Genomic DNA, 15,526 nt, shown 5'->3' with positions numbered 1-15,526 from the left:
TGGTATTATTTTATCATTTCTTTGAAGCTGAATTACTCAACAGCTTCAAGAGGTTCCGGCAGCTGGCATTTGAGCTCACTGCATCCAGGGCCGATGTATACGCAATACCCTGAAGAATTGGTGCATCTTACATTACCGAATCCTCCATTGATTGTACTTAATTCTTTTTTGTTTAATTTTTTACCTTGTGAGATGATTCCTTTTTTCATGATTTTAATTATTTAATGGATTAGTTATTTCATAAATATATGAAAATCAATGATTATAAGTCACCTTTTAAAGAAAAATATAAACTCATCGTCCAAAAATGACCTCTGAAATATCTATGTCATTTTAGAACAATACAATTCATCGGAGATAAAATCTTTGCGCCTTAAAACGTTTGCTTATAAAATTTCTTCGCGTCTTAGGGTTTTCCAATACAAAATTCATTAATTTTAATGAGATTGCTTCGCTTTGCTCGCAATGACAGTTGGAGTAAAGGTCTTGTCTCTAAGATCTCACAAAAGCACAAAAAATTATGATGATACTCTTGATAAATTCTCAATAGCTTTCTCCAATGTTTCCTGTTTTTTTGCAAAACATAACCTGATGACATTCTCATTCAGTTTATTTTTATAGAACGAAGAAAAAGGAACACTCGCCACCTTGTGATTGATTGTCAGTTCAGATGCGAAATCGAAATCATTTTTATCCGAAATCTTATCATACTTTACTGCCTGAAAATAAGTTCCCTCACAATTCAGCAGCTCAAAAGATGTTCCTTCAAGACCTTTTCTCAGAAAATCTCTTTTTTCCTGAAAAAACTGATTCAGTTGGGTATAATGTTCATCATTTTTCATGTACTCTGCCAATGCAAGCTGAATAGGAGTGTTGACACAGAAAACATTGAACTGGTGTACTTTTCTGAACTCATCCGTTAAGATTTTGGGAGCTGCACAATATCCTACTTTCCAGCCGGTAACGTGAAAGAGTTTCCCGAAAGAAGCAACAAGAAGACTCCTTTCTTTCAATTCCGGATATTTACAAATGCTTAAATGCTGCTTTCCGTCAAAAACAATATTTTCATACACTTCATCACTTAAAATAAGAATAGAAGTCCCTTTTACCAGTTGAATAAGCTCCTGTATATCATTTTCTGTCAGTATTTTTCCGGATGGGTTGTTGGGATTATTCAGGATAATCATTCTGGTTTTGTCACTGACAAGATTTTTTACAGCAGTCCAGTCGATGTTATAATCAGGAGCTTTCATTTCAAAACGTTTTACAATCCCTCCGAAAAGTTCTACAGTAGGTTCATAACAGTCATAGGCCGGTTCAAAAATAATCACTTCATCCTCCTTTTTGATAAAAGAAGCAATGGCAGTGAAAATCGCCTGAGTTCCCCCTGCAGTAATTGTTATTTCCGAATCGGGATGATAGGTTGCCTGATGGCTGTTCTCAATTTTTCTGGCAATTTCTTCCTTCAGACCAACCATTCCACCTAATGGAGCATATTGGTTAAAGCCTTTTTTAATAAAATGATCTACATGATTCAATAGCTCCAGGTCAGGCATGAAATCCGGAAATCCCTGAGAAAGATTGATCGCTTCATTTTCGTTGGCAAGTTGAGTCATCTGACTGAAAATAGTAGTTCCTACATTGGAAAGTTTTGATAAAGGAAGTTGTATCATAAAAACAGTTTTGTTGATCGAATTTAATGAAATATTTAAAACAGACTTCACTTATAAAAATAAAAATTAAATAGAGCTAGGTTGAAGGCTGATGTTGAGGAAGTTAATGGTTTGAATGATGAATTTAATGAGGAAATATGATTTTAAACATATGTTTGATTTTTTTTCTTTTAAATCTATAGAAAGATACCTACATTTGTTAGACACACAACTATTAAAAACCAATAACAATGAAGATTAAGAAGACGGAGTTTCCGGAAAAATCAGTTTTATCCCAGGGAAAAAAAGATTTTGATTATGTTGATAGTTTTGAAGGAGAATTGAAACATGGCAGCCGGAATATTGATATTACAGAAATCGGAAATGTATTCTTTACAAGTGGACCGAAATGGGGAAAGAAAATGTTTGCTTTCAGAAATAAAATAGTAGGATTATTTGGACTGAAAACAGGATCTGAAACAGAAAAGCAGCAGTTGGAACAGGATTTTAAATGTGAAGTGGGAGAGCGCATGGGTATTTTTACAGTGTTTGATAAAACGGATAATGAAATTGTTATCGGGGAAAATGATAAGCATCTGGATTTCAGAGTTTCCCTTTTATTTGATGAAAATAAAAATCATTTTGATGAAAAATCTCTTACCATATCCACTACGGTAAAGTTCCATAATTGGCTGGGTGTATTATATTTTCTTCCTGTTCGTCCTTTTCATAAGTTAATTGTGCCTGCTATGCTGAAAAATATGATCGGGCAGCTGGAAAATAAAAAATAAAATATCCATCTACGAATGCAAAAGTAAAAGTTCTATAGTTTTAAATATATTAATGAAAATTTTCAGAGTTATAATGAATTTTGTTTGCTTTTGTCTATCAACAAATTTAAAAGGCTTAAAAATCAATGACTATTCTTCTCATTGAACAATAAAAGTTAGGAAAAAATGACTTTTAAAATTCGGATAATTTTATACAATTTCGTATTTTTGTATGTTTGCTGAAATCATATATGTCACAAGAAATAAATCCAACCTATTCAGAAGATAATATCAGAACCCTCGATTGGCAGGAACACATCCGTCTGCGCCCCGGCATGTACATCGGGAAGCTTGGAGATGGGTCTTCCGCCGATGATGGTATTTATATTCTGCTTAAAGAAATCCTGGATAACTCTATTGATGAGTTCAGGATGAAATCAGGGAAAAGAATCGAAATAAAAGTAGATGACGGTAAAGTTACAATTCGTGACTTTGGACGTGGAATCCCATTGGGAAAAGTAGTAGATGCTGTTTCCAAAATGAACACCGGAGGTAAATACGACAGTAAGGCGTTTAAAAAATCTGTAGGGTTAAATGGGGTAGGTACCAAAGCGGTAAATGCACTCTCTGAGTATTTCAGAGTACGTTCTTTCCGCGACGGAAAAATGAAAGCTGCAGAATTCTCCCAGGGACTTATCAAAGAAAACTTTGAAGAAAAGGATACTTCAGACAGAAATGGTACTGAAATTTCTTTCATTCCTGATGGGGATATATTCCTGCATTTCAAATACAGAAAAGAGTATATCGAAAGAATGCTCCGCAATTATGCATACCTGAATCCGGGATTGAAAATTCTTTTCAACGGAGAAACCTATTTTTCTGAAAACGGTCTTAAAGATCTCCTTGAAGAAGAACTGGAAAGTGAGACACTTTATCCTATCGTTCATTTGAAAGATGATGATATTGAAGTGGCTATCACTCATACTGACAAATCTCAGATGGAAACCTATTTCTCATTCGTAAACGGACAGAATACCACACAGGGTGGAACTCACCTTAATGCATTCCGTGAAGCTTATGTGAAGACGATCCGTGAGTTTTTTAATAAGAATTTTGAAGCTTCTGATATCAGAAAGTCTATCATTGCCGCTATCTCAATCAATGTAGAAGAACCGGTTTTCGAATCCCAGACCAAAACAAAATTAGGATCTAATGATATGGGGCCGAATGGTCCTACCGTAAGAACATTCATTATTGATTTCCTAAAAAGCAAACTGGACAACTTTTTACATAAGAACCCGGAAATTGCGGAGGCGGTCCAAAGAAAAATACTAATTTCCGAGAGAGAAAGAAAAGAACTTTCCGGAATTCAGAAACTGGCTAGGGAAAGAGCTAAAAAAGTATCTCTTCACAACAAAAAACTTCGTGACTGCAGACAGCATTATAACGATCAGAAAGCCGAAAGAAAAGGAGATACTCAGATCTTCATTACCGAGGGAGATTCTGCATCAGGATCTATCACAAAATCCAGAGATGTGGAAACGCAAGCTGTATTCTCACTGAAAGGTAAACCATTGAACTGCTATGGTCTTACCAAGAAAGTGGTATATGAAAATGAAGAATTTAACCTTCTGCAGGCTGCCTTAAATATTGAAGAAAGTCTGGAAGACCTGAGATACAACCAGGTGATTATTGCAACCGATGCCGATGTGGATGGAATGCACATTCGTTTGCTGATGATTACATTCTTCCTGCAATTCTTCCCTGATCTGATTAAAAACGGGCACCTTTATATTCTTCAGACTCCTTTATTCAGAGTAAGAAACAAGAAAGAAACAAGATACTGTTATTCTGAAGCTGAAAGAGTAAAAGCATTAAATGATCTGGGGAAAAATCCTGAAATCACACGATTTAAAGGATTAGGAGAAATTTCTCCGGATGAATTCAAGCACTTTATAGGTCAGGATATCAGATTGGAACCTGTAGTGTTAGGAAAAGACCAGACCATTGAACAGCTTCTGGAGTTTTATATGGGAAAAAATACTCCGGACAGACAGACTTTTATTCTGGAAAACCTGGTTGTGGAGGATGATACTGATATTGCTAAAAAAGAAATTCTGGATGAAGTAGAAAACTAAAAATTATATATTAAAAACTTTCCTTGACAACAATGCTGAGGCTTAAAAAAACACATTTTGAAGTAAGAAATTAGGAAACTTACAACAAAGAAATCAAATGAGACTAAGTAACCGTAATAAAGCATCAGTTTATAACTTTTTAAGCACCCTTCTTCTTATGATAATGGTACTTGGAGTAATTGCATTTATCGCTAATAAATATAGATTTAATGCGCTGGATGATGAAAGTTATTTACTGATTATTGTTCCTATTATAATGCTGATCATCTTTTATATTTGCGGACGGCAGATTTTTGAATATGACAGCGATGGAGAAGCTCTGAACTTTAAAAACAGGAATATTATTCCTTTTTTAGAGAAGCCTCTTCACGATGAATTTCCAAAATATAAGCTGATAAAATATGATGTAGTCAGTATTTTATTTATCAAAAGATTATACATCACTGTTTCAAGTAAGAATAACGGATCTACTATACTGAAGTATCACATTTCTTATTTGAACAGAAAAGAAGTAAACGATTTAAAACTCTCTCTGAACAAAGTAGTAAAAGCTAATAAAGAGAAAAAAGACAAAAAAACAGATGACGACAGAAGAATATTCGCATGAGGGTGAAAGTTTAAAGAAGGTTTCCGGTCTGTACAAAGACTGGTTTCTGGATTATGCTTCCTATGTAATTTTGGACAGAGCTATCCCTTCGGTGTATGATGGTTTGAAACCCGTTCAGCGAAGAATTATGCACTCTATGCGGGAACTGGAAGATGGCCGTTACAATAAAGTAGCGAACATCGTGGGAAATACCATGAAGTATCACCCACATGGAGATGCTTCCATTACAGATGCCATGGTGCAGATAGGGCAGAAGGAATTACTGATAGATACTCAGGGAAACTGGGGGAATATTTATACAGGAGACTCTGCAGCTGCTGCAAGGTATATTGAAGCAAGACTGACCCCTTTCGCATTGGAGGTAGTCTTTAATCCTAAAACGACAGAATGGACCAAATCCTACGACGGAAGAAATAATGAACCTGTCGACCTGCCGGTAAAATTTCCTTTGCTTCTTGCACAGGGAGTAGAAGGTATTGGGGTAGGACTTTCCACAAAAATACTTCCGCATAATTTCAATGAGCTTATCAATGCATCGGTAGCTTACCTGAAAGGAAAGAGATTTGAGCTGTATCCGGACTTTTTAACAGCCGGTTATCTGGATGTTTCAGAATACAATGACGGCCACAGAGGAGGAAAAGTAAGAGCCAGAGCCAAAATTACCCAAACGGATAAGCATACATTGGTGATTTCCGAACTTCCTTACTCGAAAACGACCACTGATCTTATTGATTCGATTTTAAAAGCCAATGAGAAAGGGAAGATCAAAATTAAAAAGATTGAGGACAATACTTCAGACAAAGTAGAAATCCTGATCCATATTCATAATGATGTTTCTCCGGATAAGACAATTGACGCTTTGTATGCATTCACAGACTGCCAGGTGACAATTTCTCCGAATGCCTGTGTGATTGTAGGTGACAAACCTATGTTCATGAATGTTTCCGATATTCTGAAAATGAATACAGATCATACGGTGTCATTATTGAAGAAAGAACTTGAAATTGAACTTCACGAACTTCAGGAAAGCTGGCATTTCTCTTCACTGGAAAGAATTTTTATTGAAAATAGAATCTACCACGATATCGAAGAGGTGAAAACCTGGGAAGATGTGCTAAAGACTATTGATGCAGGATTAAAACCACATACCAAACACCTTTTAAGAGCTGTCACAGAAGAAGATATTCTAAAACTGACCGAAATCCGAATCAAGAGAATTTCAAGATTCGATTTAGATAAATTTAAAGAAAATATTGCATCGCTGGAAGGCAAAATAGAACAGGTAAAACACCATCTGGCCAATCTGATCGCTTATGCCATCGATTATTACTTAAATATTCAGAAAAAGTACGGTAAAGACAAGCAGAGAAAGACAGAACTTAGAATTTTTGATACCATTGATGCTACAAAAGTTGCCGTGGCTAATGAAAAGTTCTATGCTAATTTTGAAGAAGGCTTTATCGGAACATCCCTGAAGAAAGACCAGTATCTCTTCGACTGTTCTGACATTGATGATATCATCATTTTCAGAAAAGACGGAAGCATGAAAGTGGTAAAAGTAGAGGCAAAAACGTTTGTTGGTAAAGATATCCTGCATGTTGCTATCTGGAAGAAAAACGATAAAAGAACAGTGTATAATATGATCTACCGCGAAGGAAGAGAAGGGCCATATTATATGAAACGTTTCTCTGTAACCGGAGTGACAAGAAATACAGATTATCCGTTAGCTTCAGATAAAAAAGGTTCCGAAACACTGTATTTTTCAGCAAACCCTAATGGTGAAGCAGAAACCGTAACTGTGCTTTTAAAACCAAATCCAAGAATCAGAAAGAACAAAATGGAGATCAATTTCTCCGAACTTGCCATCAAAGGGCGTGATTCCAAGGGAAATCTGGTAACAAAATATGCGGTAAAGAAGGTAGATATGAAGGAAGAAGGAGTTTCTACCCTGGCACCTAGAAAGATCTGGTTTGACGATACCGTAAGAAGACTGAATGCCGATGCAAGAGGAACATTACTGGGAAGCTTTAAAGGAGATGACAAGATTTTGACCATCAACACAAACGGAGAAGTTAAACTGGTGTCCTTTGATCTTGGTAACCGTTTTGATGATGAATATCTGGTATTGGAAAAATGGAGACCTGCACAGCCTATTACCTGTATTTACTATGATGGAGAAAAAGATATTTATTTCATCAAGAGATTCTTACTGGAAAATACGGTTAACGTTCAGACTTTCATGCCATCCGAACACCCGAAATCATTCATTGAAAATGTAATCGTTGCCAATGACGCCACTGCAGAAATCATTTTCGCAAAAGATAAAGGGAAAGAACGTGAAGTTGAAACGATCAACATTGATGAATTTATTGCCGTAAAAGGAATAAAAGCAATCGGAAATCAGTTTACAAAGTTTAAAGTAAAAGCAATCAATATTACCATTCCTGAACCCGTAGAAGAAGAACCTGAAGTCTATGAAGAACCTGAATCTATAGGTGATGCAGATGAAGACGGAGGAGTTATTGGTGATCTGTTTCAAGGTGACGAACCTGAAAATTAAAAAAAAATGAATATTTTAATATTATTTATTGCAATTACGGCTATTATAAGCTTCATAGCTTTTAATAATCCTGCCATTACTGAAAAATATAAATTTAGTGTTGGCGCTATTCTTCATAAAAAAGAATATATTCGTTTGCTTTCATCAGGATTTTTACATGCTGATATCATGCATTTGGTATTCAATATGCTTACATTATATTTCTTTGCGCCTATTGTTATTCAGGGTTTCGGGAATATAGGATTTATCATTGTATATCTGGGAGCTATATTGCTGGGCAACTTCCTATCATTATACATTTATCAAAAGCAACCCTGGTATTCTGCTGTTGGAGCGAGTGGTGGCGTTTCAGGAATCCTTTTTGCTTCCATAGCATTGATTCCTGATCTCAAAATCTATCTTTTCTTTATTCCGATCGGTATTCCCGGATATATTTTCGGGCTGGTCTATTTTGGTTATTCTGTGTATATGATGCTGAATCCGAGAGCATATGATAATATCGGGCACGCTGCTCATTTGGGAGGAGCTTTTCTGGGATTAATATATGCTGTGATAAATGCTCCAGAACATGCCGTGCAAAACGGAATTTATATAGGAATTATGTCGCTTCCGTTAATTTATCTGGCATATGAAATTTTTGTAAGGAAACGAATAGGATAAAAAGACTATTTTTAATTAAAATATCAAAACCAATGAACACATCAGAGTTAAACAGTTTCATCGTGATACTTATCTATGGTTCATTGGTTTTGCTTTCTCTGCTGAAGCTGGCCAATCCTTTGAAAGTAAACCGTAAAGCCAATTTCTGGTTTGGGATATTTCTGTTTCTGTGGTCTACCTTCTGGCTGGATGAGGTTTTGTTTCTCATCACAGGAACTACGGTTGAATTTCATTCTCTGTTTTGGGTAAGGTTTATTCAGTTTTTTACACCTATTGTTTTTTACTTTAGTGTGCTGTTCTTTACCAATCCTTCTTTTACCTTCAAAATCACTGATCTGAAGTTTTTATTACTTCCGGTAGCTTTTCTGTTGTGTCTGATATTGATCAAATTAGGATACGCTGTCCCGTTTGAATACCTGAGTGTTATTCTGATTCTGATTCAGGCATTGTTCTATACCGGACTTTCTTATATTACCATCAGAAAGCACCAGCGCAAGATCCAGCAGTTTTCTTCCAATACCGAAGGAATCAATCTGAATTGGCTTGAATATATTATTCTGGTACTTCTTATCGTGAATATCATCTATGTGATCTACAATCTCTTCTATGATCCCAAATCACTGAATTTCTTTATCAATACTGTCTTTTTATTTGTGATCTACTGGGTGGGATATTATTCCCTGAAACAGAGGGAAATCTATCCTTTAGAAGAAAAACAGAGAGAAGAGCTGATCTCTATCAGTGAAGATTCCGGCTCAGAAGAAATAAAGAGAAAACTAATCTCTGATGAAGAATTAGTGAAGATCAAAACCTCACTTGAAGGACTGATGGAAACAGAGAAACCTTATCTTGACAGTGAACTTAACCTGATCAAACTGGCTGAAATGCTGTCCGTTTCTACCCATCACCTGTCGTATGTTATCAATACAGGTTTTGGGAAGAATTTTTTCCAATATGTGAACGAATTCAGAGTAGAATATGCCCAAAAACTTCTGAAAGAATCAAATAGTAAATTATCAATTCTCGGGATTGCTTACGAGTCGGGATTCAATTCCAAAACATCTTTTAATACTACCTTTAAAAAAGTGACCGGACAGACCCCTTCCGAATTCAAAAAAATAAGTTCAGGTTTATAAAGTTTTATTTTTTTATTTATTTAAAGCATTGACTTTTATGCATTTGCATGTTTTTGTTTTTTTGATTGAAAATCAGTTCGGTCTGATAACCCGGAACATTCAAACCCTCTTTTCACGATAGCTTTGTACCATAAAATTTAAACATATGGATACCAAAGAGTCATATGCTGTTGTCACAGGAGCAAGTCAGGGGCTTGGCAAATCATTCGCTGAACACCTGGCAAAGAAAAAGATCAATGTCATTCTGGTCAGTCTTCCGGATCAGAATCTTAAAGAATTTTCCAAGGAACTGAAGGAGCTGTATAATATAAAAGTTCATTATTACGAGACAGATCTCTCTGTTAATGACAATGTCATGAAACTTACAGAATGGCTTAACCGTTCTTTTGATATTCATATCCTCATTAACAATGCAGGACTTGGAGGAACTAAAAAATTCACAGAAGCCACTCCGGATTATATCAATACCATTCTGCAGGTCAATGTAACGGCAACTTCATTGATCACCCATCAGTTACTTCCTAACCTTTTAAAACAGCCAAAAGCCTATATTTTGAATGTTTCCAGTATGGCCGCTTTTTCTCCCATTGGTTTTAAAACCGTATATCCTGCTTCCAAAAGCTTTATCCATTCATTTTCAAGAGGGCTGCATGAAGAACTGAAAGATACCAATGTTTTTGTAAGCGTGGTGAATCCAGGTGCTATGAAAACCAATACAGATGTCTGTAAAAGGATAGAAAGACAAGGTTTTATTGGAAAACTGACCCTTTTAAATCCTGATAAAGTAGCATCATACTGTATTCGCCAATTATTTAAAAAAGATTCCGTAATTATGGTGAACCCAATCAGCTGGCTGATGATGAAAATTTTACCCATATGGATCAAACTCCCGTTGATGACCCAGGCTATAAAAAGAGAGATCGAAGCATGAAAAAAGTGTGTGTAACCGGAGCGACAGGGCTTCTGGGAACTAATGTTATTATTAAATTATTACAAAATGGTTATTCTGTTATTGCTCTGGTGCGCAAGAAAAGCAGCTGGCTGGGTGGAGAGAACGAAAATCTGAAACTGGTGGAAGTTGACCTTTCCTCTGATCTTTCATTATTGCTCAAAGAAATTGATCTTATCATTCATATTGCTGCGGAAACACGTCAGAATCTCATAAGCTATGATGAATATAGAAAAGTGAATTTTGAAACAACCGTAAATCTGTTTACCCATGCAGAATCAATGAATGTAAAAAAGTTTTTGTTTGTAAGCACAGCAAATACTTTAGGATATGGAAATACAGCGTTCCGGGGAAATGAACAGGCACCGCAGCTTTATCCTTTTACCCATTCGATGTACGCTCAAAGTAAGCTGGAAGCTGAAGAGTACCTTTTAAAGAACCGTAAAAATACAGAAGTAGTTATTGTAAATCCTACTTTTATGATCGGAGCCTATGACAGCAAACCGAGTTCCGGGAAAATCATCTTCTGGGCCTGGAAAAAGAAACTTGTTTTCTACCCGAAAGGAGGGAAAAACTTTGTACATGCAGAAGACGCAGCCAACGGAGTATTAAATGCGATTGAAAAGGGAAGGAATGGTGAAAAATATCTTTTAGCCAACGAAAACTTAAGCTATAATGAATTTTTTAAGAAAATAAATAGAATTACCCACCAAAATCCGGTCATGATAGCCATTCCCAATGGACTGTTGAGTTTCCTGGGATTAATAGGAGAGGTGTTAAGAAAATTAAAGATAAAAACAAATCTCAGTACTTCCAATATGAAAGCACTGCAGATTTGTAATTATTATTCTAATCAGAAATCGGTAAATGAATTAGGACTTCATTACCAGCCTGTGGATAAAGCGATTGAAGATGCGATTCAGTATTTTGATCAAAATAATAAATAGTAATTCAATACTGTAAATAAAAAACCAGCTTTTTAGAAGCTGGTTTTTCAAATTATCTTGTTATTTTCTGAGTGACATTTTTATTAGAAATCACACAGGCTTTGCTGCAGTTGTTTGAACTTGAAATATTCACTTGTATCAACGCGGGCATTGATCTGTATTCTTCAAGATTGTAAGGGGCTTCAGTTCCATCGCTTCCTCCACCTTTAATATCATATTTTATTTGCGCAGTTCCGGTAAATCCGGTTGCAGGCTTGAAAGAAAGTCTTCCTGTAGAGTAAGAATATACCCATGTACCTTCATTACTTGTATAGGTGCCATTTACAATATTCGGAATTACACTGCCATTGATGTCTAAAAAACGGAATGAATTAAAATCCAGATTATTATAAGAAAGCGTTCGCGGATTCTGACCGCTGTATGCCGCATCATTAAGTAAAGGAGAATACGTAGATTTTATGCCCGGACATCCTGCAAACAGATCATCTGTTACCTCCGCTGCATAAGGTCTGGTTACTCCTAAATTTTTCAATAAATGTATATTTTTAGCGGCTCCGGTAGAAGCAGCAAAACCAATTCTGAAAGTAGCAGGAGGTGAAGTGTCCAGATTTCTTACCGTACTGTTGGATATTGTAGTCTCTGTATACTTTAAGGATGTTGGATAGTAATAATTATCAATTACTGTTTCTTTCACAGTTCCGTGTTGTATTTCCAGGGTTATGTTGTAACCTCCGGCAGGATTGGGAATCAATGTAACATAGGCTTTACGGAATCTGATGTCATTTTCATTCTGAGGAATAGTGGTTCCGCCGCTTTCAATGCTGAACTGCTGAAGATTCGTGTTTTTTATGCCAATAAACTTTCCTGTCTGGGTATCCAGATAAGCAGATCGGTTGCTGCTGGAAGGCGATGCATTGGTTGCTGTGCTGTAAAGTAACGGATATCCATTGTATCCAGCTGGTTCCGATGACGAAAGATATTGATTTCCACGTTTACCTCTTAAAGAAACATTACTTCGTCCGTCAGCTAAGGTTACGCCAAAAATTCCGTTTCTGACTCTTTCACCTTGGTTAAAGCTTGTTTTGAAGTTTCCGAATTCATCCAGTCCTATTCCCAGATAGGCACCTCTCAGTCCTTCTGTAGACTCACCTCCACGTACAAAACTATAGCCTAATCCTCCTCCAAAGTATCCTAGATTAAGTTGGTTTTTAGGAATAGACCCATCAACCAGGAATATAGAAATTCCATCTCCTCCGTTAGTATTTCCTCCATAAATAGCAAATTCAAATTCAAACTTAATTCCCTGGTCACTATTGAATATTTTATCAGCGAGTATAATCCCTCCGGAAATGTTATTCACACTTCGCGTAAGCCGCAATCCGTCTGTGGTAAAGGTGGCATCATTCTGAACTCCGCTGGTTGCTACTTTATAAGCTTCCTGAGGCTGTAACCCCTGAGTAAAGTTAACAAAATACGGATATCCGGTTCCCTGTTGGTTCTGTGCCTGAATACCTTGGGAGAAAATAAGCGATGAGAAAATAAACAAAAGTCTTTTGTGTCTGTTAATTCGAGTATTTTTTATCATAACTCATTATTTAACAACAAAAACAATATTAATAAAAGAGCAGTCTGTAGCAGCTGCTTTTACATCATAGGTCATTACCCCGTCATCAGAAATAGAAATATTGCTGAATACATTAGGATCAGCATCTGTCACATAATAGTAAAGGTCTTTGCTTGACGGGAAAAAAGGAATAGATGCGGGAGCGCTGGTGCTCTTTGCCTTTGGAGATCCGAACTGAGTTTTATACAAAGTATATAAATCTTTAGTTCTGCCAGTTGCAGTGGTAGAAGTATCAAAAGAAACACTAGGCATGTAAAACATTTTTACAGCATTATTACTGATACATAACCAATCCGGTTTGGTAGGTGTTCCAATATTCTGGCTTAAACATTTTTTATCCGTATCATAAATAAGAAGTGAGTTGGCCGGATTAGAAATCGCATCTCTTTTTGCAGTAGTAAGTCTTGGAATAAGCATCCCTTTATTTTGACTGTACACATCCAGAATTGCACTTCCATCAGGCGTGGGTGTGTTAATCCCTATCTGGGCATAAGAAAAAGAACTTACTAAAACGATTGGTAGAAATAATTTTTTAATCATGATGTCTTTAATAATTTTTTATCTGTGTATTATATGTTTTTTTGTGTTGTGTTTTTATGAAAGATACTTTCCTGCCAGCTTAATTCATATTGGAAATCAATACGCCTTCATTCATTTAAGTCAATGAATTATACCCATACAATAGTATGAGGAGACCTTAGTTTCCAAAGGAACAGATACAACAAGAATGTGTCATAGAAACATCTATGTCTTATCTGAAAGAGTCAAAAAAGAGAATTGAGTTTAAGTAGCCCTATTTATACAATATAAGCCTTTAGAATAGTAAAATTCATAATCCTTGTGTTTTTGCAAATATACGAATAAACTACTTAATATTTGGTTTTCAGGAGATTAAATTTAATTTAACTTTATTTGTTAGTTAAATTATTGACTATTGATTTAAATTTTTACTAATATGGTAAAATAAGTAGATTATTTTTAACTTCAAATTTCAGCATCCTTTGTAATATCTGGTTTTATAAAAAATCCTGATCCTTAAAAATGCGATAGGTGGTATGTTTTGTGCGAATTGTCTGAAAAGAATTTATTGTGATAAACTATCTAACGCTTCCGCCAATGATTTGAGGAAATTCACCTGTTTTGTTTTATTGCTTTCAAAAATAAAGTCTTTCAGGCTTTTACTCTCATATTGATCGAAATTACCTACAATAGCCAGTCCGATACGATAGTTTGAGAATTTTTGAAGAATTTCACCCGCAATTTTTGTTTTTAAATCGAAGAATTCAGGAGTGATGTTTTTTTCATAAAGGATAACTTTATCAAAACCCTGATAATAGATATTTCCCATAAGATCCAGCCCGTCCTGTGCAGATTGGATGATTATATTATCAGAAATAACTTCTGCAATTTTTATCGTATTAATTTCGTGAGATTGAATAATCATTTTATTTATTGAATAGTTTTTTTAATATCATTTAAAAAGTTACCCAAAGGGAATGCATCTCCCTGATTGGTAAGTGCTATAATACAGCTGTTGTGCTCCAGATCTCTCCAGAATAAAGCTTTGAAACCATTGAGCCCCCCTGTATGCATTGCGGTTTTTTCACCCCTTTCATGTTCTATAAACCAGGCAAACCCGTAATTTGAAACCTGGCCGCCGGAGAGTTTTGCAGGAGTGTACATAAGCGCTGTATTTTCTTTACTGATCAAAGTATAATTCCTCAAGGTCTGATCAAATTTATACAGATCTTCAGGAGTAGAATAAATTCCGCCGTCACCGGTTGTTAAGATGGAATAATCATCAGGTTTCTTCTGTTGATTATATCCCAATGCTTTATTTTGAATAATCGTGGAAGGTTCATACACATACGTATCGTTCATCTTCAAAGGCGTGATGATCTGTTCATTGATCAAAGTATGATAAGATTTTCCGGATACCTTTTCGATAATCTGAGAAAGAATAATATATCCGCTGTTGCTGTATTTAAACTTACTGTCAGGAATGAAATCAAGATTTTTAAGGCTAAACAGCCAGTCCATCACATCCTTGTTGGTCAAACCTTTTTTCGAAAACAAATTCTCATAGTCACTGATTCCCGATGTATGATGCAAAAGCTGCCTGATCGTGATATTCTTAGCATATTCAGGAAGTTCAATGAACTGAGATGCCTTATCATCCAGCTTCAATAAACCTTTTTGCTGTAGAATCATAATCGCTGCAGCAGTAAAAGGTTTGCTGAGAGAGGCAATATAAAAAGAAGTATTTTTATCTGATCGGAGCTCTTTTTCAATATTACGAAATCCCAAAGCAGTATCACATACCACTTTGCCATTTTTCACGATCAGAACAGAACCATTGAATTCTCCTTTCTTATAATACGCATTCACAACATCCTGAGGCTGCTGTTTGCAGGAGGTGAGTTGCAGAATCAGAAAAATACCAATGAAGGCATTCCATAGTAAAGTTTTCATAGGTTAAATGT

General features: G+C 35.8%; 14 protein-coding genes. 8 read left to right on the top strand and 6 right to left on the bottom strand.

Annotation, left to right across the window (positions count from 1 at the left end; genetic code table 11):
* Positions 1–32: 32 nt before the first annotated feature.
* Entirely contained in the window at positions 33–209 is a 177-nt protein-coding gene (locus tag DYR29_RS06230; RefSeq protein ID WP_213279746.1) for a bacteriocin, read from the bottom strand.
* 309 nt (positions 210–518) lie between these two features.
* Positions 519–1,673, bottom strand: a complete 1,155-nt coding sequence (locus DYR29_RS06225; RefSeq protein ID WP_213279745.1) for a methionine aminotransferase — start codon at positions 1,671–1,673, stop codon at positions 519–521.
* A 230-nt stretch (positions 1,674–1,903) separates the two neighbouring features.
* Here DYR29_RS06225 and DYR29_RS06220 point away from each other — a divergent pair, with 230 nt between their 5' ends.
* The 8 genes from DYR29_RS06220 to DYR29_RS06185 all read left to right on the top strand — a co-directional run bounded on the left by DYR29_RS06220 (position 1,904) and on the right by DYR29_RS06185 (position 11,419).
* A complete protein-coding gene (locus DYR29_RS06220) occupies positions 1,904–2,443 on the top strand; it encodes a DUF2867 domain-containing protein (RefSeq protein ID WP_213279744.1) in 540 nt (179 codons plus the stop codon).
* Positions 2,444–2,673: 230 nt separating this feature from the next.
* The gene (locus DYR29_RS06215; RefSeq protein ID WP_213279743.1) at positions 2,674–4,560 is read left to right on the top strand and encodes a DNA topoisomerase IV subunit B; all 1,887 of its coding nucleotides are present in this window, start codon (positions 2,674–2,676) and stop codon (positions 4,558–4,560) included.
* Between the two features lie 97 nt (positions 4,561–4,657).
* Entirely contained in the window at positions 4,658–5,167 is a 510-nt protein-coding gene (locus tag DYR29_RS06210) for a hypothetical protein (RefSeq protein WP_213279742.1), read from the top strand.
* Positions 5,142–7,727, top strand: coding sequence for a DNA gyrase/topoisomerase IV subunit A (locus DYR29_RS06205; protein WP_213279741.1), 2,586 nt, complete (start codon positions 5,142–5,144; stop codon positions 7,725–7,727). The genes DYR29_RS06210 and DYR29_RS06205 overlap by 26 nt, the downstream gene beginning before the upstream one ends.
* Before the next feature lie 6 nt (positions 7,728–7,733).
* Positions 7,734–8,387, top strand: a complete 654-nt coding sequence (locus DYR29_RS06200) for a rhomboid family intramembrane serine protease (RefSeq protein ID WP_213279740.1) — start codon at positions 7,734–7,736, stop codon at positions 8,385–8,387.
* 32 nt (positions 8,388–8,419) lie between these two features.
* A complete protein-coding gene (locus DYR29_RS06195) occupies positions 8,420–9,523 on the top strand; it encodes a helix-turn-helix domain-containing protein (RefSeq protein WP_213279739.1) in 1,104 nt (367 codons plus the stop codon).
* 145 nt (positions 9,524–9,668) lie between these two features.
* The gene (locus DYR29_RS06190; protein ID WP_213279738.1) at positions 9,669–10,454 is read left to right on the top strand and encodes an SDR family NAD(P)-dependent oxidoreductase; all 786 of its coding nucleotides are present in this window, start codon (positions 9,669–9,671) and stop codon (positions 10,452–10,454) included.
* Positions 10,400–11,419, top strand: a complete 1,020-nt coding sequence (locus DYR29_RS06185; RefSeq protein ID WP_249413632.1) for an NAD-dependent epimerase/dehydratase family protein — start codon at positions 10,400–10,402, stop codon at positions 11,417–11,419. The genes DYR29_RS06190 and DYR29_RS06185 overlap by 55 nt, the downstream gene beginning before the upstream one ends.
* Before the next feature lie 52 nt (positions 11,420–11,471).
* Here the strand turns inward: DYR29_RS06185 and DYR29_RS06180 are convergent, their stop codons facing one another.
* The 4 genes from DYR29_RS06180 to DYR29_RS06165 all read right to left on the bottom strand — a co-directional run bounded on the left by DYR29_RS06180 (position 11,472) and on the right by DYR29_RS06165 (position 15,515).
* The gene (locus tag DYR29_RS06180) at positions 11,472–13,004 is read right to left on the bottom strand and encodes a lectin-like domain-containing protein (RefSeq protein WP_249413631.1); all 1,533 of its coding nucleotides are present in this window, start codon (positions 13,002–13,004) and stop codon (positions 11,472–11,474) included.
* A gap of 6 nt (positions 13,005–13,010) precedes the next feature.
* Positions 13,011–13,583 carry a hypothetical protein gene (locus tag DYR29_RS06175; RefSeq protein ID WP_213279737.1) on the bottom strand — a complete coding sequence of 191 codons (573 nt, stop codon included), beginning with the start codon at positions 13,581–13,583 and terminating at the stop codon, positions 13,011–13,013.
* A gap of 544 nt (positions 13,584–14,127) precedes the next feature.
* A complete protein-coding gene (locus tag DYR29_RS06170; protein WP_213279736.1) occupies positions 14,128–14,487 on the bottom strand; it encodes a DUF4180 domain-containing protein in 360 nt (119 codons plus the stop codon).
* Between the two features lie 5 nt (positions 14,488–14,492).
* Entirely contained in the window at positions 14,493–15,515 is a 1,023-nt protein-coding gene (locus tag DYR29_RS06165) for a serine hydrolase domain-containing protein (protein WP_213279735.1), read from the bottom strand.
* Between the last annotated feature and the right edge of the window lie 11 nt (positions 15,516–15,526).

The organism is Chryseobacterium indologenes, from assembly GCF_018362995.1.
Taxonomy (GTDB): domain Bacteria; phylum Bacteroidota; class Bacteroidia; order Flavobacteriales; family Weeksellaceae; genus Chryseobacterium; species Chryseobacterium indologenes_G.
The sequence above is the reverse complement of the archived record's forward strand: the minus strand, read 5'-3'. Positions and strand labels throughout refer to the sequence as shown.

Excerpts from the sequence above, each read along its gene's own strand:
- DYR29_RS06180 (WP_249413631.1), bottom strand. The coding sequence starts at position 13,004 with ATGATAAAAAATACTCGAATTAACAGACACAAAAGACTTTTGTTTATT.
- DYR29_RS06170 (WP_213279736.1), bottom strand. The coding sequence starts at position 14,487 with ATGATTATTCAATCTCACGAAATTAATACGATAAAAATTGCAGAAGTT.
- DYR29_RS06230 (WP_213279746.1), bottom strand. The coding sequence starts at position 209 with ATGAAAAAAGGAATCATCTCACAAGGTAAAAAATTAAACAAAAAAGAA.
- DYR29_RS06210 (WP_213279742.1), top strand. The coding sequence starts at position 4,658 with ATGAGACTAAGTAACCGTAATAAAGCATCAGTTTATAACTTTTTAAGC.
- DYR29_RS06175 (WP_213279737.1), bottom strand. The coding sequence starts at position 13,583 with ATGATTAAAAAATTATTTCTACCAATCGTTTTAGTAAGTTCTTTTTCT.
- DYR29_RS06205 (WP_213279741.1), top strand. The coding sequence starts at position 5,142 with ATGACGACAGAAGAATATTCGCATGAGGGTGAAAGTTTAAAGAAGGTT.
- DYR29_RS06200 (WP_213279740.1), top strand. The coding sequence starts at position 7,734 with ATGAATATTTTAATATTATTTATTGCAATTACGGCTATTATAAGCTTC.
- DYR29_RS06185 (WP_249413632.1), top strand. The coding sequence starts at position 10,400 with ATGGATCAAACTCCCGTTGATGACCCAGGCTATAAAAAGAGAGATCGA.
- DYR29_RS06165 (WP_213279735.1), bottom strand. The coding sequence starts at position 15,515 with ATGAAAACTTTACTATGGAATGCCTTCATTGGTATTTTTCTGATTCTG.
- DYR29_RS06195 (WP_213279739.1), top strand. The coding sequence starts at position 8,420 with ATGAACACATCAGAGTTAAACAGTTTCATCGTGATACTTATCTATGGT.
- DYR29_RS06190 (WP_213279738.1), top strand. The coding sequence starts at position 9,669 with ATGGATACCAAAGAGTCATATGCTGTTGTCACAGGAGCAAGTCAGGGG.
- DYR29_RS06220 (WP_213279744.1), top strand. The coding sequence starts at position 1,904 with ATGAAGATTAAGAAGACGGAGTTTCCGGAAAAATCAGTTTTATCCCAG.
- DYR29_RS06225 (WP_213279745.1), bottom strand. The coding sequence starts at position 1,673 with ATGATACAACTTCCTTTATCAAAACTTTCCAATGTAGGAACTACTATT.
- DYR29_RS06215 (WP_213279743.1), top strand. The coding sequence starts at position 2,674 with ATGTCACAAGAAATAAATCCAACCTATTCAGAAGATAATATCAGAACC.